Source organism: Candidatus Hadarchaeales archaeon, assembly GCA_038736355.1.
Lineage (GTDB): Archaea > Hadarchaeota > Hadarchaeia > Hadarchaeales > WYZ-LMO6 > WYZ-LMO6.
Genome location: JAVYML010000001.1, coordinates 186,329 through 208,236 on the forward strand (window position 1 = coordinate 186,329; position 21,908 = coordinate 208,236).

The 21,908-nt window shown below is 56.8% G+C and carries 27 protein-coding genes; 14 read left to right on the forward strand and 13 right to left on the reverse strand.

All coding sequences use genetic code 11. The features are described 5' to 3' along the window. Window position 1: 1 nt before the first annotated feature. Complete coding sequence (locus QXG22_00770) at window positions 2-196, forward strand: Trm112 family protein (protein MEM0358534.1); 195 nt, start codon at window positions 2-4, stop codon at window positions 194-196. Here the strand turns inward: QXG22_00770 and QXG22_00775 are convergent. Continuing rightward, window positions 174-593 (reverse strand): DUF371 domain-containing protein, encoded by a 420-nt coding sequence (locus tag QXG22_00775; protein MEM0358535.1) that lies wholly within the window; start codon window positions 591-593, stop codon window positions 174-176. The two genes, QXG22_00770 and QXG22_00775, sit on opposite strands and share 23 nt — an antisense overlap. Here QXG22_00775 and QXG22_00780 point away from each other — a divergent pair. Beyond that, the gene (locus QXG22_00780; protein MEM0358536.1) at window positions 537-1,277 is read left to right on the forward strand and encodes a protein-L-isoaspartate(D-aspartate) O-methyltransferase; all 741 of its coding nucleotides are present in this window, start codon (window positions 537-539) and stop codon (window positions 1,275-1,277) included. The genes QXG22_00775 and QXG22_00780 overlap by 57 nt on opposite strands. Window positions 1,278-1,416: 139 nt before the next feature. Here the strand turns inward: QXG22_00780 and fen are convergent, their stop codons facing one another. Next, the gene (gene fen / locus QXG22_00785; GenBank protein MEM0358537.1) at window positions 1,417-2,424 is read right to left on the reverse strand and encodes a flap endonuclease-1; all 1,008 of its coding nucleotides are present in this window, start codon (window positions 2,422-2,424) and stop codon (window positions 1,417-1,419) included. Window positions 2,425-2,475: 51 nt separating this feature from the next. On the opposite strand from fen, the gene QXG22_00790 reads away from it, so the two are divergent. Beyond that, the gene (locus QXG22_00790) at window positions 2,476-3,033 is read left to right on the forward strand and encodes a hypothetical protein (GenBank protein MEM0358538.1); all 558 of its coding nucleotides are present in this window, start codon (window positions 2,476-2,478) and stop codon (window positions 3,031-3,033) included. Here QXG22_00790 and QXG22_00795 read toward each other — a convergent pair. After that, a complete protein-coding gene (locus tag QXG22_00795; GenBank protein ID MEM0358539.1) occupies window positions 3,016-3,246 on the reverse strand; it encodes a DNA-directed RNA polymerase subunit K in 231 nt (76 codons plus the stop codon). The two genes, QXG22_00790 and QXG22_00795, sit on opposite strands and share 18 nt — an antisense overlap. Then, window positions 3,247-4,896 (reverse strand): thermosome subunit beta, encoded by a 1,650-nt coding sequence (gene thsB, locus QXG22_00800; protein MEM0358540.1) that lies wholly within the window; start codon window positions 4,894-4,896, stop codon window positions 3,247-3,249. A gap of 124 nt (window positions 4,897-5,020) precedes the next feature. On the opposite strand from thsB, the gene QXG22_00805 reads away from it, so the two are divergent. From QXG22_00805 to QXG22_00845, 9 genes are read left to right on the forward strand one after another with little or no spacing between them, the layout of a single operon-like run. Then, window positions 5,021-5,707 (forward strand): flavin reductase, encoded by a 687-nt coding sequence (locus tag QXG22_00805; GenBank protein ID MEM0358541.1) that lies wholly within the window; start codon window positions 5,021-5,023, stop codon window positions 5,705-5,707. After that, complete coding sequence (locus QXG22_00810; protein ID MEM0358542.1) at window positions 5,704-6,894, forward strand: FprA family A-type flavoprotein; 1,191 nt, start codon at window positions 5,704-5,706, stop codon at window positions 6,892-6,894. The genes QXG22_00805 and QXG22_00810 overlap by 4 nt, the downstream gene beginning before the upstream one ends. Beyond that, window positions 6,891-7,358: a hypothetical protein gene (locus QXG22_00815; protein MEM0358543.1), complete on the forward strand. Its 468-nt coding sequence runs from the start codon at window positions 6,891-6,893 to the stop codon at window positions 7,356-7,358. Before QXG22_00810 ends, QXG22_00815 begins: the two co-directional genes overlap by 4 nt. Continuing rightward, a complete protein-coding gene (locus tag QXG22_00820; protein ID MEM0358544.1) occupies window positions 7,355-9,481 on the forward strand; it encodes a copper-translocating P-type ATPase in 2,127 nt (708 codons plus the stop codon). Before QXG22_00815 ends, QXG22_00820 begins: the two co-directional genes overlap by 4 nt. A gap of 37 nt (window positions 9,482-9,518) precedes the next feature. After that, the gene (locus QXG22_00825) at window positions 9,519-10,061 is read left to right on the forward strand and encodes a CDP-2,3-bis-(O-geranylgeranyl)-sn-glycerol synthase (GenBank protein MEM0358545.1); all 543 of its coding nucleotides are present in this window, start codon (window positions 9,519-9,521) and stop codon (window positions 10,059-10,061) included. Window positions 10,062-10,092: 31 nt separating this feature from the next. Further along, window positions 10,093-10,668, forward strand: a complete 576-nt coding sequence (locus tag QXG22_00830) for a phosphoribosyltransferase (GenBank protein MEM0358546.1) — start codon at window positions 10,093-10,095, stop codon at window positions 10,666-10,668. 24 nt (window positions 10,669-10,692) lie between these two features. After that, on the forward strand, window positions 10,693-10,863 hold the full coding sequence (locus QXG22_00835) for a hypothetical protein (protein ID MEM0358547.1): 171 nt from the start codon (window positions 10,693-10,695) through the stop codon (window positions 10,861-10,863). 6 nt (window positions 10,864-10,869) lie between these two features. Beyond that, complete coding sequence (locus QXG22_00840; GenBank protein ID MEM0358548.1) at window positions 10,870-11,259, forward strand: hypothetical protein; 390 nt, start codon at window positions 10,870-10,872, stop codon at window positions 11,257-11,259. 3 nt (window positions 11,260-11,262) lie between these two features. Then, window positions 11,263-11,697, forward strand: a complete 435-nt coding sequence (locus QXG22_00845) for a small multi-drug export protein (protein MEM0358549.1) — start codon at window positions 11,263-11,265, stop codon at window positions 11,695-11,697. On the opposite strand, the gene hypD is transcribed toward QXG22_00845, so the two are convergent. The 6 genes from hypD to QXG22_00875 form a co-directional block, all read right to left on the reverse strand. Beyond that, complete coding sequence (gene hypD / locus QXG22_00850) at window positions 11,656-12,774, reverse strand: hydrogenase formation protein HypD (GenBank protein MEM0358550.1); 1,119 nt, start codon at window positions 12,772-12,774, stop codon at window positions 11,656-11,658. The genes QXG22_00845 and hypD overlap by 42 nt on opposite strands. A 2-nt stretch (window positions 12,775-12,776) precedes the next feature. Next, entirely contained in the window at window positions 12,777-12,995 is a 219-nt protein-coding gene (locus QXG22_00855; protein ID MEM0358551.1) for a HypC/HybG/HupF family hydrogenase formation chaperone, read from the reverse strand. Further along, a complete protein-coding gene (locus QXG22_00860; protein MEM0358552.1) occupies window positions 12,996-13,493 on the reverse strand; it encodes a hydrogenase 3 maturation endopeptidase HyCI in 498 nt (165 codons plus the stop codon). It abuts the gene before it with no gap. 33 nt (window positions 13,494-13,526) lie between these two features. Next, complete coding sequence (locus QXG22_00865; protein ID MEM0358553.1) at window positions 13,527-14,984, reverse strand: Ni/Fe hydrogenase subunit alpha; 1,458 nt, start codon at window positions 14,982-14,984, stop codon at window positions 13,527-13,529. Next, window positions 14,981-15,973, reverse strand: a complete 993-nt coding sequence (locus tag QXG22_00870) for a F420-nonreducing hydrogenase (GenBank protein MEM0358554.1) — start codon at window positions 15,971-15,973, stop codon at window positions 14,981-14,983. The genes QXG22_00865 and QXG22_00870 overlap by 4 nt, the downstream gene beginning before the upstream one ends. Window positions 15,974-16,036: 63 nt before the next feature. Further along, window positions 16,037-17,032 (reverse strand): hypothetical protein, encoded by a 996-nt coding sequence (locus tag QXG22_00875; protein ID MEM0358555.1) that lies wholly within the window; start codon window positions 17,030-17,032, stop codon window positions 16,037-16,039. A gap of 59 nt (window positions 17,033-17,091) precedes the next feature. On the opposite strand from QXG22_00875, the gene QXG22_00880 reads away from it, so the two are divergent. Beyond that, window positions 17,092-18,807, forward strand: a complete 1,716-nt coding sequence (locus QXG22_00880) for an AMP-binding protein (protein MEM0358556.1) — start codon at window positions 17,092-17,094, stop codon at window positions 18,805-18,807. Window positions 18,808-18,825: 18 nt separating this feature from the next. Here QXG22_00880 and QXG22_00885 read toward each other — a convergent pair whose 3' ends face one another. From QXG22_00885 to QXG22_00895, 3 genes are all read right to left on the reverse strand, one after another. Continuing rightward, window positions 18,826-19,395, reverse strand: a complete 570-nt coding sequence (locus tag QXG22_00885; protein MEM0358557.1) for an SCP2 sterol-binding domain-containing protein — start codon at window positions 19,393-19,395, stop codon at window positions 18,826-18,828. A 92-nt stretch (window positions 19,396-19,487) separates the two neighbouring features. Next, entirely contained in the window at window positions 19,488-19,985 is a 498-nt protein-coding gene (locus QXG22_00890; GenBank protein MEM0358558.1) for an SCP2 sterol-binding domain-containing protein, read from the reverse strand. Window positions 19,986-20,048: 63 nt separating this feature from the next. Then, on the reverse strand, window positions 20,049-20,657 hold the full coding sequence (locus QXG22_00895; protein ID MEM0358559.1) for an SCP2 sterol-binding domain-containing protein: 609 nt from the start codon (window positions 20,655-20,657) through the stop codon (window positions 20,049-20,051). Window positions 20,658-20,666: 9 nt separating this feature from the next. On the opposite strand from QXG22_00895, the gene QXG22_00900 reads away from it, so the two are divergent. Further along, a complete protein-coding gene (locus QXG22_00900) occupies window positions 20,667-21,881 on the forward strand; it encodes a hypothetical protein (GenBank protein MEM0358560.1) in 1,215 nt (404 codons plus the stop codon). Window positions 21,882-21,908: the final 27 nt, after the last annotated feature.

Below are 21,908 nucleotides of genomic sequence, written 5' to 3' on the forward strand. Positions count from 1 at the left end.
GGTGCCGATCAGCAGGGAACTCTTGAAGATCCTGGCCTGTCCCCTCTGCAAGGGAGAACTGAAGCTGAAGGGGGAGGAGCTGGTATGCAAAAAGTGTTCCCAGAGGTACCCCATCGTGGACGACATTCCCTACCTCCTTCCCCCGGAACTCATGCCCAGGAAGTTCAAGAGATCTAAAACTCCACCTCGATCGTGATTTCCAGGGGAAGGGCCTTCCTGAGGAGGTTTACGAACTCCCTCGAGAGGTGAAGGGCGGCCCTATCCGCCCTCACCGCCAAAGTCCTCCCGCAGAGGAAGGAGCTCCTCCTCACCACCATGTCCGTCGGATGATCCAGGGAGAGGGAGGGATGTCCCCAGGCATGGACCTCCTCCACCCATCCCTCCACCTCCATCCTCACCACCACCCTCCCTCCCCTCCTTATTCCCTCCTTCACCCCCTCGCTCAAATCCCGGACGGACTTGTCCGCTCCCACGGCCACGATGCAGTCCCCCCTTGGCCCCACCTCCTCCTCCCTCGTGATCATCAGGGTGGTGGGATGGAGGGCGGTGAGGAGCGGGTGTCCCCTCGCCCTAACCCTCTCCCTTTTTTTCATTTCCCTCCCTCATTTCTTGGGGGGATATTTCTGGATTTCGAGAAGGAAAGGGAGAGGATGGTGGAAGAGCTGATCAGATGGGGTTACCTCCGCACCCCTTCCATCATAGAGGCTTTCAGAAAGGTTCCGAGGGAGGAGTTCGTTCCTCCCTCCTTCAGGAAGCACGCCTACGAGGACCATCCCCTTTCGATAGGTTATGGACAGACCATCTCCGCTCCCAGCATGATAGCCCTGATGCTCGAGTCCCTGAAGGTGGAAAGGGGACAAAGGGTGCTGGAGGTAGGAACGGGCTCCGGATACAACGCCGCCCTGCTCGCGGAACTGGTGGGGAGGGAGGGGAAGGTGGTTTCGATCGAGCGCATCCCCGCCCTCGCCTCCTTCGGGAGGGAGAACCTCAGGAAGACGGGATACGAGTGGGTGGAGGTGGTGGTGGGGGATGGCACCTGCGGCTATCCTCCCGGAGCCCCCTGGGACCGGATCCTCATCACGGCCTGTTCCCCAGGCTTCCCTCCCCCCCTCCTAGAACAGCTGAAGGTGGGTGGAAGGATGGGGGCGCCCGTGGGGCATTTCTATGCCAGCCAGGTGTGGAAGGTGGCGGAGAAGACGGAGAGGGGAATAGAGGTGGAGAATTATTCACCCTGTTCCTTCGTCCCCCTGCTGGGGAAGTATGGATGGAAGGAGTAAAGGTCTTGGATCGAAGGAAGGAGACCCCCCAGATGATGAGATTCGGTTGTGGAAGCAGCCCCCCCATCACTTAGGGGCTGGAAGAACCCGAACGGAGGGGTAAGGGGGAATGGCTTCGAAGAAAAAGCGGGGAAATGGACTAAAACCACTTCTCCAGGGAGCTCTGCCTTCCCTCCCTCCCCCTCAGGAGCTTCTGAATGCCCGACTGGACCCTGTCCTCGGAGAAATCATGTTCCTCGCAGAGGAACTCCTTTATCCCTTCCACATCGGGTTGGCCCCACTCTATCCTGTAGGTATCCGAAACTTCTGGCTCAAGGAAAATCTTTCTGATCTCCTCGAAGTCCTCCACCCTCACCTCCTCCATCCCCTCCAAAGAACCGTACTTCTTCACGAGTTCCAGCGCCCTCTTGGGTCCTATCCCCTTCACCCCCTCGTTGAAATCCGTGCCCACCAGGATCCCCACATCCACCAACTGCTCCCTCGTGATCCCCAGTTCGGATAAAACCCTCTTAAGTTCCACCACCTCTGGCTTCACCTCGACATAGACGTCCTTGCCCGGAAGCTTCCTCCTCCCCGTGATGGCCAGATTCCTGACCAGAACGGGGGAACCGAAGAGGAGGCTGTCGAAGTCCTGACTCGCCACCGCCCAGGCATCCCCCCTCCTCACCAAATGGGCAGCTTGGGCCTCTCCCTCGGCGGGAGCCTGGACGAAGGGAACCCCCATCAATCTCAGCAGGTGCTTGGCATCCTCCACCACCTGCTCCTCCACCGTCGCCGCTTGGGCCGCATACCTTCTGGCCTCCTCCAGCCTTCCCTCCTTCAGGGCTCTCTCCCATTCCTCTGCAGCCTTTTCCCTCAACAACCTCCTTTCCTCCAGCGTCCTCCTCTTCAACTCGGGGGGCTTCCCATCGAAAACGTAAATGGGGTAGATCTCGGTCTCCAAAAGGTTGGCAGTACGGTAAAAGAGTCCCGAGAGATGGGAGGTGATCCTCCCCTTGGAATCCCTGAGGGGTTCTCCATCCCTCTGCCTGATGATGGCCAAAAACTGGTAGAGGAAGTTCAGGGCATCCACCGCCACCCTTTTCCCCCTGAGCTCCTCCAGCTCCACTTCCGCTTTGGGGATGATGGGCCCAAGCTGAACTCCCATCTCCGAAGATTCGGAGGGTGGAGTTAAAAGCCAAGAGGGCTAGAGACGGTGATGGAAAGGATCAAACTGGAGGAAGTGGCAGAAGAAGAGGAAAGGGAAGACCTGGTGGTGGAACACGAGCTGAAGGGTGTGGAGCCTGAAATGATCGATTGGTTCTGGATCTACCTAACGGAGGGGGCCATGCAGGGCAGGGAGGAAGCGACTAGGAGATACAAGCTGTGGCATCCCAGGGACCATCTTTCCTTCGAGGGGGAAGAAGGGTGGATGATCCACAGGGTGGTGGAGAGGATCGGGGAAACCCTTCCCGTGGAGATGAGGATGAGGGTGGAGAATCCGGACGAAACACCCATTCCCCGCTCCACTTCCTATACACATGCCGTGGCCAGTTGTATTCTGGGAAAGAACGACAGACCCATAGGATGGGTCCTCCACGAATACGATCGAATGCCGGGAGGAACCAAAATGCGCTCCACCTTCAGACTTCCCAGAACCCTCCTTTCCATGGTCGGGGAAAACCTGCGGCGCCATTGTCTGGAGGAGATGGGGGAGTTCACGCATTTTCTTCCCAAACTCTACGGGGAAAGAAGGGAGTCAGGATTCCCCGGGTAGTTCCCTGAGTACGGTGATGGGACAAACACCCTTCTCGAACTCGTAGAGGGCTATTTCTACCGAGCTTTTGAGGTGCTTGGGAACTTCCACCAGTACGGGTGCCCCCATGGAAATCTGGAGGGCACGGGCCCCTATGATCCTCGCCTTTTCAAACTTGGTATATTTTCTTACGGTGAAAATGCCCAACCCCCCCTTCAAACCAACGGTTTGCATTCAGAATTCAGGGGAGGGGGGGGAGCTCTCTCCCTTCTTCTCCTTTCCTTCCTTCTCCTTCTCCTCCGTCTTCACGGCCGCGATAACGTCGTCAATCCTCAAAATCATTTCCGCGGCTTCGCTTGCAGACTTAATGGCCTGGAGCTTAACCCTGAGCGGCTCCACCACTCCCTTTTCCATCATGTCCATGATCTGCCCACTCACCACCTCTATTCCCTTATACTTCCCATCGGGTTTCTCATGCTCTGCACGGAGTTTCACCAAGATGTCGATGGGATCGAGACCGGCATTCTCCGCCAACGTCCTTGGGATGATTTCCAAGGCCTCGGCGAAGGCGTTTACGGCCAGGGCTTCCCTTCCGCCCAGCTCCTTGGAGTAGTCACGGAGTTCCTTCGCCAGCTCCATCTCACAGGCCCCTCCTCCTGGCAGGATCCTCCCATCCTCGAGGGCCACACAGGCCACAGAAACACCATCGTGTACGGCTCTCTCCAGCTCATCCACCACGTGCTCCGTGCCTCCCCTCACGAGAATGGTCACGGCCTTCGGGTCCTTGCATCCCTCCACGAACACCATTTCCTCCCCAGCCACCTTCCTTTCCTCCACCAACTCCGCCGAACCCAAATCGGAGGGACTCAGGTCCTTGAGGCTCATCACCACCCTTCCACCGGTGGCCTCCGCCAGCTTCTGCATGTCGGATTCCTTAACCCTCCTCACGGCCAAGATACCAGCCTTGGCCAGATAGTGCTGGGCCACATCGTCTATACCCTTCTGGCAGAGGACCACGTTGGCGCCCACCCTCTTCACCTGTTCCACCATATCGGCGAGCATCTTCCTCTCCTCATCCAAGAAGCTCTTCAGCTGCTCGGGGTCGGTGATGTTGATCTTCGCATCCGTCTCCGTCTTCTCCACCTCGAAGGCGCTGGCGATGAGGGCTATCTTGGCATTCTTCACCCTCTTGGGCATGCCCGGATGGACCACCTCCTTGTCAAGCACTATACCCTTCACCAGCTGGGAGTCGGAGGAAGAACCACCTATCTTCTTCTCCAGCTTGATCTTGTCCCTATCCGCCTTGATCTTTCCGTTCTCCTCACGGGCTATCTGCCTAGCCGCTTCCACGATGAGGTTCACCAGCTTGTCCCCTTTGATCTCGGATCCCTTGCTACTTATGGAAGTGGCCACGATCTTCTTCAGCGTCTCCACATCATCCTTGGAAATCGGGCGGGCGATTTTCTGCAGGACCTCCTGAGCCTTGGCCGCGGCCTTCCTATAACCGCTGGCAATGACCGTGGCATGGATATCCTGATCCAGGAGTTCCTCCGCCTTCTTCAGTAGTTCCCCCGCCAACACCACGGCCGTGGTGGTCCCATCCCCCGCCTCATCCTCCTGGGTTTTCGCGATCTCCACCATCATCTTGGCGGCGGGGTGCTCCACATCCATCTCCTTCAGGATGGTAACACCATCGTTGGTGATCGTGATGTCCCCCAGACTGTCCACCAACATCTTGTCCATCCCCCGCGGACCTAGGGTGGTGCGAATGGCCTCAGCTATTACCCTGGCTGCCATGATGTTCATGTGCTGGGCATCACGCCCCAAGTACCTGATGGCCTTCTCTGGAAGGACCAGTACGGGAGTACCACCTAGTTGGGCCACCGGCGCTGCCATCTCACCACCTCACAAATTCTTAGAATCAATTAGTGTAGTTAGGGTTTCCCTATAAAAGATTTTCCCCTCGCCCAACCCCTTTCTATTTAAATTTCGGGAGGAAAGATGAAACGTGGACCTCCAAGCCCTCAAAAAGCTTAGCTACGGGTTATATGTACTGACTTCGAAAGACGGGGAAAAGCTCAACGGACAGATCGCTAACACCGTTTTCCAAGTTACCTCCGAGCCCCCACAGGTAGTGGTCTCCGTGAACAAGAAAAACCTCACCCACGAGTTCATCAAGAAAAGCAGGATTTTCGCCGTCTCCATCCTCTCCAAGGAAACCCCTCTGAAGTTCATAGGGCACTTCGGCTTCAAGTCCGGAAGGGAGAAAGACAAGTTCGCCGAGGTGAGGTACAAGATGGGGAAAACGGGGGCACCTCTCATACTAGACCACGCCCTTGCCCACATAGAGGCGGAGGTGGTGGGGGAGATGGATGCGGGCACCCACACCCTCTTCGTGGGGAAGGTGGTGGAGGCGGAAGTGGTGAGGGAGGGAGAACCCATGACCTACGCCCACTACCAAGAGGTGAAGGGTGGGACCACCCCCAAGACCGCGCCATCCTACGTGGAGAAACCGCCCGAGGTGAAGAAGATGGACAAGTACCGGTGCTCCGTCTGCGGGTACCTGTACGATCCGGAGAAGGGAGATCCCGAGGGTGGTATACCACCTGGCACACCTTTCGAGATGTTACCTGAAGGATGGGTCTGCCCCGTATGTGGGGCGGATAAGTCCCTCTTCAGGAAGGTGGAGGTTTGATTCCCAGGGAGATAGCCCCTGGCGTCTACGCCGTGGGGGCAGTGGACTGGGAAAGGAGGCTGTTCGACGGCCTCATTCCCCTGCCACAAGGAACGAGCTACAACTCCTACCTGGTGAGGGGAAAAGGTGGAACGGTACTCCTGGACACGGTGGACCCTTCCAAGCGGGAGGTGCTGCTGGAGAACCTCCGGGAGCTTGAGGTGAAGGAGTTGAACTATGTAGTGGTCCATCACGCCGAGCAGGACCACTCGGGTTCCCTACCGGCGGTGCTCGAGGAGTATCCCGAAGCCAAAGTGCTGGCCCACCCCAAGGGCAAGGAACTATTGCAGCTCCTCCTCCATGTCCCCGGTGAGAGGGTGAGGGAGGTGGGGGACGGGGAAATCCTATCGCTGGGAGACAAGACCTTGCAGTTCTTCCACGCCCCCTGGGTCCACTGGCCCGACACCATGTTCACTTACCTGAAGGAGGAGAGGATCCTCTTCACATGTGACTTCCTTGGCTCCCACCTAGCCACCTCCGCGCTCCAGGCCGATGAAGTAGAGGTTTACCCGGCGGCCAAGAGGTACTACGCCGAAATCATGATGCCCTTCAGGAGCCAGGTGAGGAAGAACCTGGAGAGGGTCAGAGAGCTGGAGGTGAGGCTCATCGCCCCCAGCCATGGGCCCCTACATTTCAACCCGGAGTTCATCCTCAGGGCCTACGAGGACTGGAGCTCCGACGCCTTGAAGAATGAGGTGGTCCTCCCTTACCTTTCCATGCACGGGAGCGTGAAGAGAATGGTGAAACACCTGACGGAAGCTCTGGTGAGGAGAGGAATCACCGTGAAGCCCTTCGACCTCACCGTCACGGATGTGGGTGAGCTGGCCATGGCGCTGGTGGACGCGACCACGCTCCTCGTGGGTTGCCCCACCGTTCTGGGTGGTCCCCATCCCGTGGTCCTTTACGCCGCCCAGCTGGTGGCCGCCCTACGCCCCAAGCTCAGGTTCTTCGGGGTGGTGGGCTCCTACGGGTGGGGAGGCAGGACGTTAGAGGTGCTCTCGGAGGTTCTCTCCAGAACGGGGGCGGAAGCCCTTCCACCCGTCATGATCAAGGGGTATCCCTCGGAAAAGGACCTGAAGGCCTTGGAGGAGCTGGCTGAGCTCGTCGCCAGCAGGCACCGCGGACTGGGGCTGGAGGTGAGCCGATGAACCTGGAGGAGTTCATGAGGGAGATGGTGAGGAGGGAAGAGGAAATCGTGATCTCCCTCAGGGAGAGCCTGGGAAAGATTTCCCACCCTGCCGTGAAGGGGGTGCTGGAGGGGATTTCCCTGGACTCCGTGAAGCATGGGCGCATGTACGAGGCCGCCCTGAAGCTCCTGCATGGGATGAGGGAAGAGGTGAAGGAGGAACAGCTCAGGGAGCAGGAGGAGCTCCTGAGGAAGCACCTGAGATGGGAGGAGGAGCTGTTGGAAAAAATAGATTCCATGCTGCCAGAGGTAAAGGATGAAAAGGTGAGGATGCTCCTGCAGGCCATCCGCGAGGACGAGAGGAGGCATCACCTCCTCCTGAAAAGGGTGATGGAACTCCTCGTGAGGAGGGAAACCGTAACTAGCGAAGATCTCTGGGATCTCCTCTGGAAGAACGTTCCCTTCCACGGTACCCCAGGAGGATGACTCCCCTGAGGGGAAGCCACGCACACCACGGTGCGGGACACGCACACCATCCCGGTGACTTCAAGCGCAGGCTGCTGGTCTCCGTTGCCCTGACCCTACCCGTCCTCCTCCTCTCGGAGATGATCCAGGAATGGGCTGGCTTCAGCCTGAGGATACCCCTGCACGAGGGCGTCATGCTGGTGCTCTCCGGTGTCATCTACTTCTACGGGGGCTGGCCCTTCCTGAAGGGACTGGCGGAAGAGGTGAGGGGGAGAAGACCGGGGATGATGACGCTGGTGGGGACTGCCCTCTCCGTGGCCTTCTTCTATTCTTCCCTCACCCTCCTCAGAGGGGGGGAGGACTTTTTCTGGGAGCTCGCCACGCTGGTGGACCTCATGTTGCTGGGGCACTGGATGGAGGCAAAGAGCCTGCTGGGGGCCTCGAGGGCCCTGGAGAAGCTCGCCAAACTGATGCCCGTCCAGGCCCACCTCCTCGTAGGGGAGGAAATCAGGGAGGTAGCCGTCTCAGAGCTCAAGAAGGGAGACCTGGTACTGGTCAGACCTGGGGAAAAGGTGCCTTCGGATGGAAGGGTGGTGGATGGACTTTCTTCCGTGAACGAGGCCCTTCTCACCGGGGAGTCCAGGCCGGTGCCCAAGCGACCCGGAGACAGGGTAATAGGGGGATCCCTCAACCTGGAGGGCGCCCTGAAGGTGGAGATCGAGAAAACTGGGGAGGAGAGCTACGTGGGCAGGGTCATGGAGATGGTGAGGAGGGCACAGGAGAGCAAGAGCAGAACGCAGGAGCTGGCGGACAGGGCTGCGGCCCTCCTCTTCTACGTCGCCCTAGGAGTGGCCCTGCTCAGCTCCCTCTACTGGTACCTCTCGGGCAGACCCTCCTTCGCTTTCGAGAGAGCGGTGACCGTGATGGTGGTGGCCTGCCCGCACGCGCTCGGTCTGGCCATCCCCCTGGTGGTCTCCCTCTCCACCTCCCTTACCGCCAGGAGGGGAATCCTGGTGAGGGAGAGGAGGGCCTTCGAGAACCTAAGGAAGGTGGGGGTGGTGGTCTTCGACAAAACGGGGACCCTCACCTCTGGAACCCTGGAGGTCTCGGATTACCTTTCCCTCCTCCCGGAGGGAGAACTCCTCTCCCTAACCGCAGGAGTGGAGAAAAATTCCGAGCACCCGATAGCGAAGGCACTCGTGGAGTTCGCCGAGAGGAAAGGAGTGAAGGTGCCGGAGGCGGAGGACTTCCAGGCCCTGCCAGGAAGAGGGGCAAGGGCCAGAGTGCTGGAGAAGGAAGTGTGGGTGGGAGGAGCTACCCTCCTGAGGGAAAGGGGGGTGGAGCCCCCGGAGGAGAAGGAGGAATGGAGGGGCAAGACGGTGGTCCACGTGGTGGTGGAGGGAAAGCCTGCTGGATCCTTCGCCCTCTCCGACAGGGTGAGGGAGGAATCGAAGGAAGCAGTGGAAAGGCTGAAGGAAAAGGGAATGAAGGTCATGATGATCACGGGTGACGGGGAGGAGGCTGCAAGGGAGGTGGCCAGAGAACTGGGGATAGAGGAGTACCGGGCCCAGGCTTCGCCGGAGGAGAAGGCCGCGTGGATAGAGGAGCTGAGGAAAAGGGGAGAGACCGTCGCCATGGTAGGGGACGGGGTGAACGACGCCCCCGCGCTGGTGGCGGCGGATGTGGGCATAGCCATAGGGGCGGGAACGGACGTGGCCGTGGAGAGCGCGGACCTCGTGCTGGTGAGGAACGACCCGCGAGACGTAGCCTACCTGATGGAGTTCTCCCAAAGGAGCTACTCCAAGATGGTTCAGAACCTCTGGTGGGCGGCAGGGTACAACGCCCTCACCATCCCCCTCGCCTCCGGTATGTTCCAGGGATGGGGCCTCACCCTCAGCCCGGCCGTGGGTGCGCTTCTGATGTCCCTGAGCACCATCGTGGTGGCCTTAAACACCCAAACCCTCAGGAGATACGAGCAGGAGGGGGTGGAAGAGACGTTCGTGGACCCCGTCTGCGGAATGGAGGTGGAGCCCTCGAGCGCTGCCGGTAAAGTGGAGTACAAGGGCAGGATGTTCTATTTCTGCTCCAAGCGGTGCGAGGAAACCTTCAGGAAGGATCCGGAGAAATACGCGAAGGGCGGTTAGCTGCAACCTAAATTAGGCTGCGGGAGGAGGAGAGAGGATGACGGTGCTCGGAACCTTCCTCTCCTCCGTCTGGTTCATCCTCCCAGCCTACGCCGCCAACATGACACCCGTGGTGGCGGGGGGAGGGAGGCCCATCGACGGGGGGAGGAAGTTCGTGGATGGGAAACCACTGCTGGGCCCGGGCAAGACCGTTCGGGGGTTCTGCTGGGGTCTTCTCGTGGGGTTCTGCGTGGGACTGGTACAGGCCCTCCTCCATTCCCCTCTCGAAACCCACCTCACCCTCCTCTTCGGAAGTCCCCTGGAAACGGTGTTGGGGGGTCTCCTGCTCTCCCTCGGCGCCATGGTGGGGGACCTGGCGGGAAGTTTCTTCAAGAGGAGGGCCGGGGTGGAGAGGGGAGAACCCTTTCCCCTGCTAGACCAGCTGGACTTCGTGATCGGGGCCCTCCTCCTCTCCCTTCCGCTGGTCCTGTCACGCCTCACGTGGGAAATCCTAGCCGTCCTCTTCCTCCTCACTCCCCCCCTCCACCTCCTCACCAATTACGCCGGGTACAGGATGGGTCTCAAGAACAGACCCTACTGACATCCTTTTTAGGGGAAAGGAGAGGTAGGATGTGGAAGGGTTCCTCCATTTGAGTTGGGGGGAAGTCCAGCTCCTTTGTGAAAGACTTTCCAAGAAGATCGTTGAAGCGGGATACCGTCCAGACCTCATAGTGGCGGTGAGTAGAGGGGGCTTCCCGGTAGGCAGGATCCTTTGCGACCTGCTGGGAGTGGAGGAGCTGGCCTCAGTACAGGTGAAGTACTATAGGGGGCCCGGGGAAACGGGGAAGAAACCCGAACTCCTACATCCTCCCAACGTCAAGATGGAAGGGAGGAAGGTGCTGGTGGTGGACGACGTGGCGGACACAGGACATTCTTTGGCCTTCATCCGCGACCTCTTCTCGGGAAAGGGTGAGGCGGGGTTCAGGGTAGCCACCCTTCACTACAAGCCCTGGAGTATCTTCAAACCCGACTTCTACGTGGAAGAGGTGAGGGAATGGGTGGTCTATCCCTGGGAGGTGAGGGAAACCATTCTGAAGCTGGTCCAGAGGCTCAGGGGGGAAGGAAAGGGGGAAGGGGAGATAATCTCGATCCTGGAGGGATGGGGCTTCGAAAGGGGTGAAGTGGAGGAGGTAGTGAAGGGTATTTAACGGGGCACTGAACACTTCTCAGGGATGGGGAGGCTAACGGAAACTTGCGAACTCTGCGGGGGCACCACTTCCGAGCTCCGCCGCTGTCGCATCTGTGGCACGGCGGTATGCCTCAGGTGTTACTCCCCGGAAAGCGGGTTGTGCAAGAAATGCCTCTCCAAGGGATTGTGGGTGGAAAGGGAAGAAGAGGAGTGAGCCGAAGTGAGGGAGGAAACCCTAGAAGAGCTCGAAGAAGTGTTACGGGAGCTCAGGATGGAAATTCGGGATGGAACACCCATACTGGTGGAGGGGAGGAGGGATAGGGAGGCCCTTCTCTCCCTGGGTATCGAAGGGAGGATTGTACACCTGAACAGGAACGGGAGTTTGTTGGAACGGCTGGAGGGGTTGGGAGGATACGAGAGGGTGGTGGTGCTCACGGACTTCGACCGAGAGGGGGAGGAACTCGCTCTGAGATGTTCCAAATACCTCAGGTTAATGGGGGTGGAGCCCCTCCTCGAACCTAGGGAGAAACTGAAGAAACTGCTGAGGAAGGAAGTGAAGGATGTGGAGGGAATGGTCCATCTCCTCCGGTTCCTACGCGAAAAGGGATGAACCTTGCCCCCCCTCTGGCTCTTCCCCCTCCTCTCAGCCTTCCCCTTCTTCGAGGGCAGGTACGCCCTTCCCCTCGCCATCCTCTGGGGTCTCTCCCCCCTCACCGCCTACTTCCTCTGCACCCTTCCCAACCTAGCCGTCATCCCGGCCATCCTGCTTGCCCTGGAGAGGATGGTACCTCCCCTGAGGAGGAGGTGGGAATGGGTGGACAACTTCTTCAGGCTGATGGTCAGGAAAAAACTCAGGAAAAAGCACTTCCTCGCCCTCTTCACCTTCGTCTCCCTACCCCTTCCAGGAACCGGGGCCTACACCGGAACGATCCTAGCCTTCATGCTCGGGATGAGGGGATGGAAACCCGCTCTCACCGTGGCCCTGGGAGTGCTCACTGCCAATGCCCTAACCGCCCTCCCCGCCACCGGTCTCTCCCTCTGGCTTTAACCTGCCCCTCCCGTACTTGTACTCGATGGCACAGGAACCCTCCGAAGAAACCATGCACGGTCCCACCGGGCTCCTGGGTGTACAGACCTTCCCGAAGAGGGGACAATCGGGGGGATCGAGGAGACCCCTCAGCACCCTGTCGCACCTGCAGGAGGGATGGGGCTTGAACTCCCTTCCCTCCAGCTCCTTCAGCTCGTCCTCGTACCTCTTCCTGGCATCATACTCTTCGAATTCCTCCTTGAGGGCCATGCCAGACTTCGGAATCACGGGAAAGCCCCTCCAGTCCAGATCGAAGGGCTCGAAAACTTCCTCCATTACCCTGAGTGCCTTCACATTGCCCTCCGGTCTCACCGAGCGTGTGTATTCATTTTTGACCCCCACTTCCCCCTTTTGGATCATCCTCGCCAGGAGGTAAACCCCCATCAACAGGTCGAGGGGTTCGAAACCCGCCACCACCTGGGGGATTCCGTACTTCTCCGCTATCTCCTCGTAGGGCTTGGTACCTATCACGGTGGAAACATGCCCCGGTTCTATCAGCCCCTGAATCTTGGTCTCACCCATCTCCAGGAGGGCCTTGATAGCCGGGGGGATGTAACGATGACAGCAAAGGATGGAGAAGTTAGGGGGAGGTCTTCGGAGGAGGGTGACGGCCGTGGAAGGGGCGGTGGTTTCGAAACCTATGGCCAAGAAAACCACCTCCTTCTTCGTTTTCTCCGCAAGTCCCACCGCATCCCTGATGCTGTAAACCACTCTCACCTCTGCCCCCTCTCCCCTGAGCCCCGCGAGCGAACCACTTTCCCCCGGCACTCCCACCATATCCCCAAAAGTTGCCACCACCTTTCCCTTCCTTGCCAGCAAGAGGGCCTCCTCTATCTCCCTCTGGGTGGTCACACAAACGGGACATCCTGGTCCCTGCCTTATCTTGATCCCACAGGGTTCCAGAAGGCGATCCAAACCGTACCTCACGAGGGTATCCTGGTGGGTCCCGCACACGTGCATCAGGAAGAGGTTCAACCCCATCTTCCTGAGTTCCCCCACGATCCTGCTCGCGGTCTCCCTATCCCTGAACCTGAACATGCTCAGCCCTGCGAGAGGAGTTCCTGCCAGAGCCTCAGGCTCTCCCTCGCCTCCTCCTCGTCTAAGACTTGGATGGCAAAACCGGCATGGACGATCACGTACTGCCCCACCTCCACCTCCACGAGGGAGATGTCCACTTCCCTCAGGGTGCCATCCCCGAAGTCCACCTTGGCGAGCTCACCCTTCTTCTCCACCACCCTCGCCGGAATGGCCAGACACATCTACCTTCCCTCCCCTTCCCCGCATAAATCCCTCAGCACGAGGGAGAGGGTATCGGCCAGCCTCTCGGCCGCCTCCTCCAGCTCCCTGGTCATTCCTTCCCCGAAATCCGTATCCCCGGGCTGGACACAGAGGAGGGCCACTTTGCATCCCACCACTTCCCTCACGTATTCGCAGAAGATCCTGAGGGGGAGGAGATGCGTGGAAACGGTTTCTACGGGTAGCTCTTCCGAAGTCAAGAACCTGCTTTCCCCCGGTCTCAGCCCCAAGAGGGCTGCGTCCACGAGGAGGAGATGGCTGGGCCTGACCCTCTCCACCTCCTCCAAGAAATTCTCCGCCACCGTTTCGCATTCCAGCAATTCCACCCCCTTTCCCACCCTTCCTTCCATCTTCCTCACAACCTCCAGTCCCACCGCGTCGTCCTTTCTGAGGGGATTACCTATTCCCATCACCATGGCCTTTCTGCAACCCGCAAACCATTCCCTGAGCTCCCTCTCCATCATAGAAGGGGGTAGGAAGGAAGGAAAAGACTTTCAGGGTCTCTTGAGGGTGTAAAGGAGGTTGCGGTCCTTATCGTAGATCTTTACCTCTAGGGGCATCTTGCCCAGGGCGAAGTGGGTGGCACAGGCGTAGCAGGGATCGTAGGCCCTGAAGGCCATTTCAATCATGTTCAAGATCCCATCCGTGACCTTCCCTCCAGAAATGAGGGCCTTGGCAGCATCCCTTATGGACATGCAGATGGGAGCCACATTGTTGGTGGTGGCCACGATGAGGTTGGCCTTCTTGATCAAACCTTCCTCCGTGAGTTGGTAGTGATGGTACAGGGTCCCCCTGGCCGCCTCCACTACCCCCACACCTTCCCCTGGAGTCCCCACCGGATTCCTCACTTCCTTGCTGGTGATCTCAGGATCCTGGGCAAGCTCCAGTGCCCTCTCGCAGGCATAGAGGAGCTCTATCAGCCTGGCCCAGTGGAAGGCCAGGGTGGAGTGTACGGGTTTTCCTCCCAGCGTTTCGTACATCCTCTCGTACTCCTGCTGGGCAAGGGGTGTGGCCATCCCATCGGCGGCATTTAACCTTGCCAGTGGACCCACTCTGTAAATACCGCTGTCGGGACCGTCCACCAATCCCTTCCACCCCACCTTCTTCAAGTAGGTGAACTTCACGTAAGTCCACTCCTCCACGTGCTCCCCTATCACATCCAGGTACTGGGATGGTGCAAACTTTACAAACTCCCTGCCATTGGGATCCACCACCCTGATCTTCCCGTCGTAGAAGTTCACGCGGTTCTTCTCATCGACCAATCCCATGTAGTAGGTCCTCAGGGTGTAGGCATCACTCTTTATCAGCTCCACGTATTTCTGGTTCTTCAAAACGACCTGATCGAAGATCTGGAGGGCCTTTTGGGCAAAGTCCACGCAGGACCTGGCCATCTTCTCTATTTCCTTCCTCTCTTCCTCGCTCAAGGGTTTGCTCACCCCTCCGGGCAAGCCGCACACGGGATGGGTGGCCTTTCCACCCAGGATGGCCGTAATCCTCTGACCATAGGCCCTGTGTTTGATCACTTCCTTCCCCACTTCCAGCCCCACCTTCTTGATCACTCCCAGGATGTTCCTCTCGGCCGGTGGAGCATCCGGACCCACCACGAAGTCTGGTCCCCCTAGATAGAAGAAGTGCAGGGTGTGGTCGTAGATGTAATAACCCGAATAGATCAGCTCCCTGAGCTTCTTGGCCGCGGGCGGCGGATCCACGTGGAAGGCTGCATCCAGGGCCTTCGTGGAGGCCATGTGGTGGGCCACCGGACAGACACCACAGATCCTGGAGGTGATTTGTGGCATCAGTTCCGCCCTTCTTCCCTCACAGAAACGCTCGAAGCCCCTCAGCTCTGGAACCTGGAGGTAAGCGTTTGCCACGTCACCCTTCTCGTCCAAGAAAATCGAGATCTTTCCGTGGCCTTCGAGTCTGGTGATGGGATCTATGGTGATGACCTTCATTTCTTCTTCACCCTCCTTCCCAGCACGGAAGCCGGTAGGGTATACATGTAGAAGGTTCCCACGGGATCCACTATCTGATCCACCAACTTCTGGGGATCATACCCTGCCTCTCTTTCCCCCTCCACCCCGAGAATGGAGGAAAGGGCGCTGATCATGGCCGCCCCCTGGTCAACCTCATTGGGGCAGGGACCATGGCATCCGGTGCACGGCATGTTGCCGTTTAAGCACCTGGCCTCGCACCCACCCCTAGTAGCCGGACCCATGCAGATGATACCCTGGGCGAGGAAACACTTCTCCGGATCCAGCTCTACCTCGTAAGGTCTTTTCACCTGAGAAATCGAGAGTTTCTCGGGCTTCGTCTTGTTCCTAGGACACTCATCACATACAGACTTCAGGGGAGCCAGTACCGACCCCCTCGGTGGGAGTTCACCCTTGGCTATGGCCTCCACCGCCTTCAGGATGAGGTTGGGAGGAGGCGGGCAACCGGGGAGGTAGTAATCTACCTCCACCGTTTGATCCAGGGTTTTGACCGTGTCGTAAAACTCCGGAAGCTTCAGCTCACCCTCCTTTACCCTGGTGGAAGTCTTGGGGACTATTCGCTGGGGATTCTCGGTGGAGGGGGATTCCAGATAGGCCCTCGCAAAGATCTCCTCCCTGTCCGCCAAGTTGGCGAGACCAGGGACTCCTCCGGTGTAGGAACAGGCCCCAAAGGCCACCAACACCTTTGACTTTTTCCTGAGGAGCTTCGCCAGGTGCTCCTGCTCTTCCGTCCTCACAGCTCCGTTGAAGAAGCAAACGTCTATGAAGCCATCGGGCATGGCTTCTACATCCTTGTACTTCACATCGAGGGCCACAGGCCAAAAGACGATGTCGGCCAACTCCACCACATCAAGAATTTTTTCATCGATATCCAGAACCCCTATCTCACAACCCCCACAACTGGCCGCCCAGTAGAAGGCAAACTTCAATTTCTGCTTCGGCTTGGCCATCCCTATCCCCGTCCAATTTTAACGCAAATTTTTGCTAATCCTTCTTTTAAACTTTATGGTAGGTCAGGAGATGTCGTTCATGTAAAGCAGCTTGTTCTGGGGGAGGTAGGTAATGGTCATGGCATCCCCTATCACCAAGGGATCTTTCATCTCGAACTCCAGCACATCCCCAGGGGAGAAGTCGATCCACGTCTCTCCCCGTACCCACATCCTGAGATTTCTGATCCTGTGCTCGGTGTTATCCCCACCCGCCCTAGCCCCCCAGCCGAAGAGACTCTTTCCCTTCCTGTTGGCCGCCTTGTAATCAATGTACCTAATCCTGTTATCCAAGCGGTTGTCCAGGTACATCTCTATGACCATTCCATCGAAAACGATCCTGGCTTCGTGCCACCGGTTATCATTGATGGAGTGCATGTTGTCCGCCGCCAGTCTTTCCCCTCCATACCAAACCTCCAGCTTATCGCTGTTTTCGTTGTAAGCGAACACGTACCCCCCGGCTGGGGGCCAATTCTCGTTCTCGGGAGTAACACCACAATAGGCGTAAAACCATGTCGAACCCTCTCCCCGACCTCCCCCTGCCCAGAATTGAAATTCCACCACGAAACTGGAGGGGGGTGGGGACAAAGTGTACTCCAGTTGTCCGTTCTCTCTGGCGGAAAGGGTGAGCCTAACCCATCGGTTCTCCGGAAGATAGAGGGCACTGCGCTTGAGGACCCCCAAAGGTGGGGAGTCCATGTCCTCGTAAATGAGATACTCAGCCCTTTTGCCATTGAGGCGTGGATAAAGGGCTTCCACTTCCCTTCCGCTCTTCTTCACCACCAAATCCCCCCAGTAGAAGGCCCCGTCCCTTATGAGGAAGGCGTTCCTTATGATGTCTCCCCCTAAGTGGTGGATGACCAGTCTTTGGCTTCTCCATTCAAATCCATCCACACCCAGCTTGGCATCTAGAGTCCTCACTGAAAAGCTCACCCCACCCAGAACCACGATGACCGCCGTTGCGATGGAAAAGACTATGGCGATGAGGATGATCTCCGCGATGAGGGGGGAGACTCCCTTCACATTTATCCTTTCTCTCGCCCGATTAGAAGTTTTTTATAGGGGAAGTCTATATACAAACGATGGTTACCTACAGTGACCGTCCATGGATTAAAATTTATGAGCAAATAGGTCTTCCCTATAAATTCGACTATCCCAAGATACCACTTTTCGAACTCATCGATCGGGCGGCTGCGGAGTATCCCGAAAGCAAAGCCATGGTGTACTTCGATAGGGAGTATACCTATGCCCAGTTGAAGTCCTACACGGATCGGCTGGCCACGGCCCTTAGCAAGAAGATGGGGATAAAGAAGGGGGATGTGGTGGGAGTACAGCTCTTCAACTCTCCCCAGTTCATCATAGGAGTCTACGGTTCCTTAAAGGCCGGGGCCATTGTAGCCCTCATGAGCCCCCTCCTCCCCACCCCGGAGTTGGAGTACGAGATCAGCACTTCTGGCGCTAGGGTGGTCATTACCGACGAGTCCAGAGTGGAGGAAATAAAGGCCATGAAACACCGCACCAAGCTGGAACAAATCATTGTTACCTCCGTGAAGGATTTCTCTCCCTCGGAAGATCCCGTGCCTCCGAAGGTGGAAGGAGCCATCCAACTGCGCCAACTCCTCTCGGAAACGGAAGCGGACCCGCCCAAGCTGGAAATAGATCCGGTAGAAGATGTTGCCCTCCTCTTCTTCACCGGGGGTTCCACCGGCATTCCCAAGGGGGTGATGCTCACCCACTACAACCTCACCACCAACATCGTCCAAACCTTCGGTCCTACGGCGGCAGGTATGCTGGAACCGAACAAAGGAAACTTTTCGGTGATGGGATGTCTGCCCTTCTTCCACATTTATGGTTTCACTTGCGCCATGAACGTGGCCCTTTATTGGGCGGGATGCCTCCTGCTCGTTCCCGATGCCAGAGATACGAAGATGATTTACGAGCTACTGGTAAAATACCGTCCCCTTTTGATGCCCGGGGTTCCTACCCAATTCATGAGGTTGCTCCAAGAAAAGAATGTGGACCTTTCCGAACTGAAGGGATGTGTACCCTATAGCGGTGCTGCTGCCCTTCCCCCAGAGGTTTCCAAACAATTTGAGGAGAAAGCGGGTGTATTGGTCAGCGAGGGTTATGGGCTTTCGGAAGCCAGTCCCGTCACCCATTCCAACTTCGTGGCCATCCTCAAGGGTGCGGGGATCGATCTTGGGTTACCGGTAAAGCTGGGATCCATAGGCATACCCGTGCCCGATACGGATGTTAAAATAGTGGACATAGAAACGGGGACGAAGGAAATGCCCGTGGGGGAGCCAGGGGAAATGATCATCAAAGGACCACAGATAATGAAGGGTTACTGGCCCACCCCGGGCAGTGGTTTAAGGGATGGATGGCTGTATACGGGGGATGTGGCGAAGATGGACGAAGATGGCTACTTCTACATCGTCGACCGCACGAAAGACATGATCAACGTCTCGGGTTTGAAGGTCTATGGAAGGGTGGTGGACGATGTTCTCTACGAACATCCGGCTGTGGCCAAGGCAGCTGCTGTGGGCATACCCGATCCCGAGCGCCCCGGAAGCGAAAGGGTGAAGGCCTTCATCGAACTAAAGGAAGGATACGAACCCAGCGAGGAGCTGAAGGAGGATATTCTCAGACATTGTAGGGAGAGGCTTCCGCCCTACGCCGTCCCCAAATTCATAGAATTCAGGAAGGAACTTCCCCTTACCGTTACAGAGAAGGTTTTCAAACGGAAGCTCAGGGAAGAAGAAATAGAGAAGATGAAGAAGGCTGGGCTCCTTAAGTAAAAAAAGAAAGAAAAAAGTTCAAACGTATTCGTCCACGAAGATCGTTGGCACTTGTGAAGCGATCTTTCCCATCTGTTGCGTCGCCTTGATGTACCTCATCACCTTGCTCATGTCTCCCTGGAGTTTCATCTTGCCAGTGAGCACCAGCTTGGTGGCATCGCTCTCGGCCTTCGCCAGCTTCTTCCAAGAATCGTAAGAACCTATCAGTTTGAAGCCCACCTGCACCTCGTTGGGATCCTTCAGCAGGCGCATACCCGTGCACTTCCCATCCTTGAGCCCGACGTACACATAGATGGTCTTCCCTTTCAGGTATTCCTTCATGACGGCCTTGAATTCCTCCTGGATTTTCTTGGCCTCCTCAAAGGTAATTCCTGCCTTTTCCGCGAGCTGCTTGATTTCCGCATCAGACATCGTTTCCGCCTTCTGCAACTTTTCCACGGGGACCTCGTCTATCTGGAAGATGAAATCTCCGTTCCATCCCACGCCCCATCCCTTGCCAGCCTCGGCCATTACCGGATCGCTGTTAAGTCTTTTGACATATTCCTCGTTCCAAGCTTGGGTTCCAAAAGCCAACTTTGTCATTCTCATCCCCCTTTTAGGCTTCCTACACCTCCATAAATACCCTTCGGGACTCCCCTCTGGAACTTCAAGGGAAAAAAGAAAAAAGGGAAAAACTATGTTTAGACCATCTCGTCCAAGAATTCCGTCGGAATCTGTGAAGCGATCTTTCCCATGAGCTGCGTCGCCTTGATGTACCTCATCACCTTGCTCATGTCTCCCTGGAGTTTCATCTTGCCAGTGAGCACCAGCTTGGTGGCGTCTGCTTCTCCCTTCGCCAGCTTCTTCCAAGATTCATAGTCTCCTATTAGCTTGAAACCGGCTTGCACTTCGTTGGGATTCTTAATGACCTTCGCACCCGTACACTTCCCATCCTTCAGACCTATCCAAGTATATACCGTGGTACCAGAGACATACTTCTCCATCATTTCCTTCATGTACTTCTTCAGATCCCCTTCGGGCAGTTGCTCTATTTTCTCCACTGGCACCTTGTCTATCTGGAAGATGAAATCTCCGTTCCATCCCACGCCCCATCCCTTGCCTGCTTCTTCCAGTTCTTTGCTCTCATTCAGTTTCTTGACATATTCCTCGAGCCATTCAGGTGTCGGAAAAGGTACCATTCGTCCACCTCTTTTTTTGGTTTACACTTTTCTTTCAGTCCATCCTCTATAAAACCTTTCCCTTCAAACTTTCTCTTTAACCAAAAGTTTGGGAAGGAGTTTCATGAGGGGCGCAAGCCTCATCGCGTCTGCTACCTTACCTTCCACCTTGTATCTACCCATTAAAGCACCCCAGATGGGATCCACCTTTCCCGTCAGGAGCCCCATCAAATCCGCGGTAGAGGCAAAGACGGTGAGATCTGCCATCATCGCTCCCCTTCCACCCCCAGACAGTTTTCCCTCACTCACCTTGAAGTGACCAACCATGGGAGAATCCGTTGCTTTGAAGTTCACAATGAGAGTTTTCATTTCCTCTAGCTTTTTCCTGATCTCGGGATCCTCCTCAGCCAAAACCCCCAATCCTTCCCAAAGCACATCCAGAAATCTGGAGGAGGCTTGAGGTACTTCCCTCACAAAGCTCGCCAAATCCAGCGTTTCCATCTTCTCCACCATCTTGGAGAGGAGATCGGGAACGGCCCTCAGGAATTCCCTCACCCCTACGCTCTGAATGGTATCCATCAAAAAGGAAAGACTAGACTTCAGTTCTTCCTCTGATAGAGTTAGGGCCCCTTCCACCACCGATCTGAGGTCCTCCCCCACTCTCTCCGATAGGATTAATTGGCGCCTCCTCATTTTATCGTTGTGGAAAAAGGTAGATTGGGAGCCTCGCTGATGTATGCTGCCATCTTTGCCGGAGGGGGAATCATAGGTTCGCTTGCCTCCTCCTTTTTCCTCATGATGGAAGACCTAGGAACCAATCCACTGGGAATGGGCTTTCTAGCCATCGCCCCCCTTTTGGGTCTTTCCCTGCTCGGTCTCTCCCTGATGCTCTGGTGGAAAAGACTCGTCACGAAAGAAGGTTTTGGAAGGATGGTGGCCTTGCTCATGGCTGGCACCGCCCTAGCTGGTCTCTCCTGCCCTCTAAAGAATTTCTGGCTCCTAGGAGCCTCCAGAATCCTTCTCGGAACCTGCTCTATGGGACTCGTCCTCCTCCTCCTGGTGCTGAGCCTAGAGTGGTTCATGGAAAGACTCAACCTCATGGTACTCATGGGCATCCTCTCCCTGCTCCTCGGCACACTCTTCTCATCCTTCTTTGGTTCCCTTATCACCCATCTGCTTGGAGGCTGGGAGAAACTCCCCCTCTTTTTGGGATTGCTCGCAGGGGGATGTTTTCTCCTCTGGCTCCTCCTCGGACCCTTCCTCCCTCCCCTCCCAGATGGGGGCCATACAACAACCGAAACCTTTCAAACCCTCAAGAATCCTTCCCTTTTCTATTCTTCCCTTATGCTCTACACCCTTCTGGCCTACCTGGGAGTCTTCTCCTTCATCTTCGTGAAACTTCCAGGGAGCTGGGAACTGGCCCTTTTGAGTAAGGAGATGATCTTTTCCCTTCCCTTCTATTTGGCAGCGGCAGCCCACTCCCTTCTGGTGGTCCTCGCCTCTCCCCTCTTCCTCTCCCTCGCCTCCGAAAAGAAGAGGAGAAGATCCATGTGTCTGATCTCGGGCTTACTCTCACCCCTTTTCGGTCTCCTAACCTTCAACCTACCCTTTTCAGATGGCTGGATGATCCTCATCCTAGAAAGCATAACGCTGGCCCTCCTCCAACTCTCCATCCTTCTCCCCCTCTGGATTCTCCTGTTGCAGGAACTGCCCGGCGTGAGTCTAGAAAACTTCATCCCCTCCATGGGCGGCATCCTTTTCCTTTCTGGAGCCATGGGGGGCTCAGCCACCCTAATCCTGGGATGGGCTCTTTTCCAAAGCTGGTCAACCTTTCGGATGGTGATCAACCTACTCGTCCTGAGCTGGGGGGCCAGCGCCCTAGGCGGATATTTCCTCACTAGGGAAGGAATAGAGTAAACTTTTTTTTATCCCACCGCAAAGAAA

Coding starts and splice junctions, on each gene's coding strand:
- QXG22_00895 (MEM0358559.1), bottom strand. CDS start 20,657: ATGAGGAGGCGCCAATTAATCCTATCGGAGAGAGTGGGGGAGGACCTC.
- hypD (MEM0358550.1), bottom strand. CDS start 12,774: ATGTTCAGGTTCAGGGATAGGGAGACCGCGAGCAGGATCGTGGGGGAA.
- QXG22_00780 (MEM0358536.1), top strand. CDS start 537: ATGGAGGGCGGTGAGGAGCGGGTGTCCCCTCGCCCTAACCCTCTCCCT.
- QXG22_00890 (MEM0358558.1), bottom strand. CDS start 19,985: ATGGTACCTTTTCCGACACCTGAATGGCTCGAGGAATATGTCAAGAAA.
- QXG22_00860 (MEM0358552.1), bottom strand. CDS start 13,493: ATGGAGAGGGAGCTCAGGGAATGGTTTGCGGGTTGCAGAAAGGCCATG.
- QXG22_00870 (MEM0358554.1), bottom strand. CDS start 15,973: ATGGCCAAGCCGAAGCAGAAATTGAAGTTTGCCTTCTACTGGGCGGCC.
- QXG22_00855 (MEM0358551.1), bottom strand. CDS start 12,995: ATGTGTCTGGCCATTCCGGCGAGGGTGGTGGAGAAGAAGGGTGAGCTC.
- QXG22_00825 (MEM0358545.1), top strand. CDS start 9,519: ATGACGGTGCTCGGAACCTTCCTCTCCTCCGTCTGGTTCATCCTCCCA.
- QXG22_00815 (MEM0358543.1), top strand. CDS start 6,891: ATGAACCTGGAGGAGTTCATGAGGGAGATGGTGAGGAGGGAAGAGGAA.
- QXG22_00835 (MEM0358547.1), top strand. CDS start 10,693: ATGGGGAGGCTAACGGAAACTTGCGAACTCTGCGGGGGCACCACTTCC.
- fen (MEM0358537.1), bottom strand. CDS start 2,424: ATGGGAGTTCAGCTTGGGCCCATCATCCCCAAAGCGGAAGTGGAGCTG.
- QXG22_00865 (MEM0358553.1), bottom strand. CDS start 14,984: ATGAAGGTCATCACCATAGATCCCATCACCAGACTCGAAGGCCACGGA.
- QXG22_00880 (MEM0358556.1), top strand. CDS start 17,092: ATGGTTACCTACAGTGACCGTCCATGGATTAAAATTTATGAGCAAATA.
- QXG22_00775 (MEM0358535.1), bottom strand. CDS start 593: ATGAAAAAAAGGGAGAGGGTTAGGGCGAGGGGACACCCGCTCCTCACC.
- QXG22_00820 (MEM0358544.1), top strand. CDS start 7,355: ATGACTCCCCTGAGGGGAAGCCACGCACACCACGGTGCGGGACACGCA.
- QXG22_00795 (MEM0358539.1), bottom strand. CDS start 3,246: ATGCAAACCGTTGGTTTGAAGGGGGGGTTGGGCATTTTCACCGTAAGA.
- QXG22_00790 (MEM0358538.1), top strand. CDS start 2,476: ATGGAAAGGATCAAACTGGAGGAAGTGGCAGAAGAAGAGGAAAGGGAA.
- QXG22_00885 (MEM0358557.1), bottom strand. CDS start 19,395: ATGAGAATGACAAAGTTGGCTTTTGGAACCCAAGCTTGGAACGAGGAA.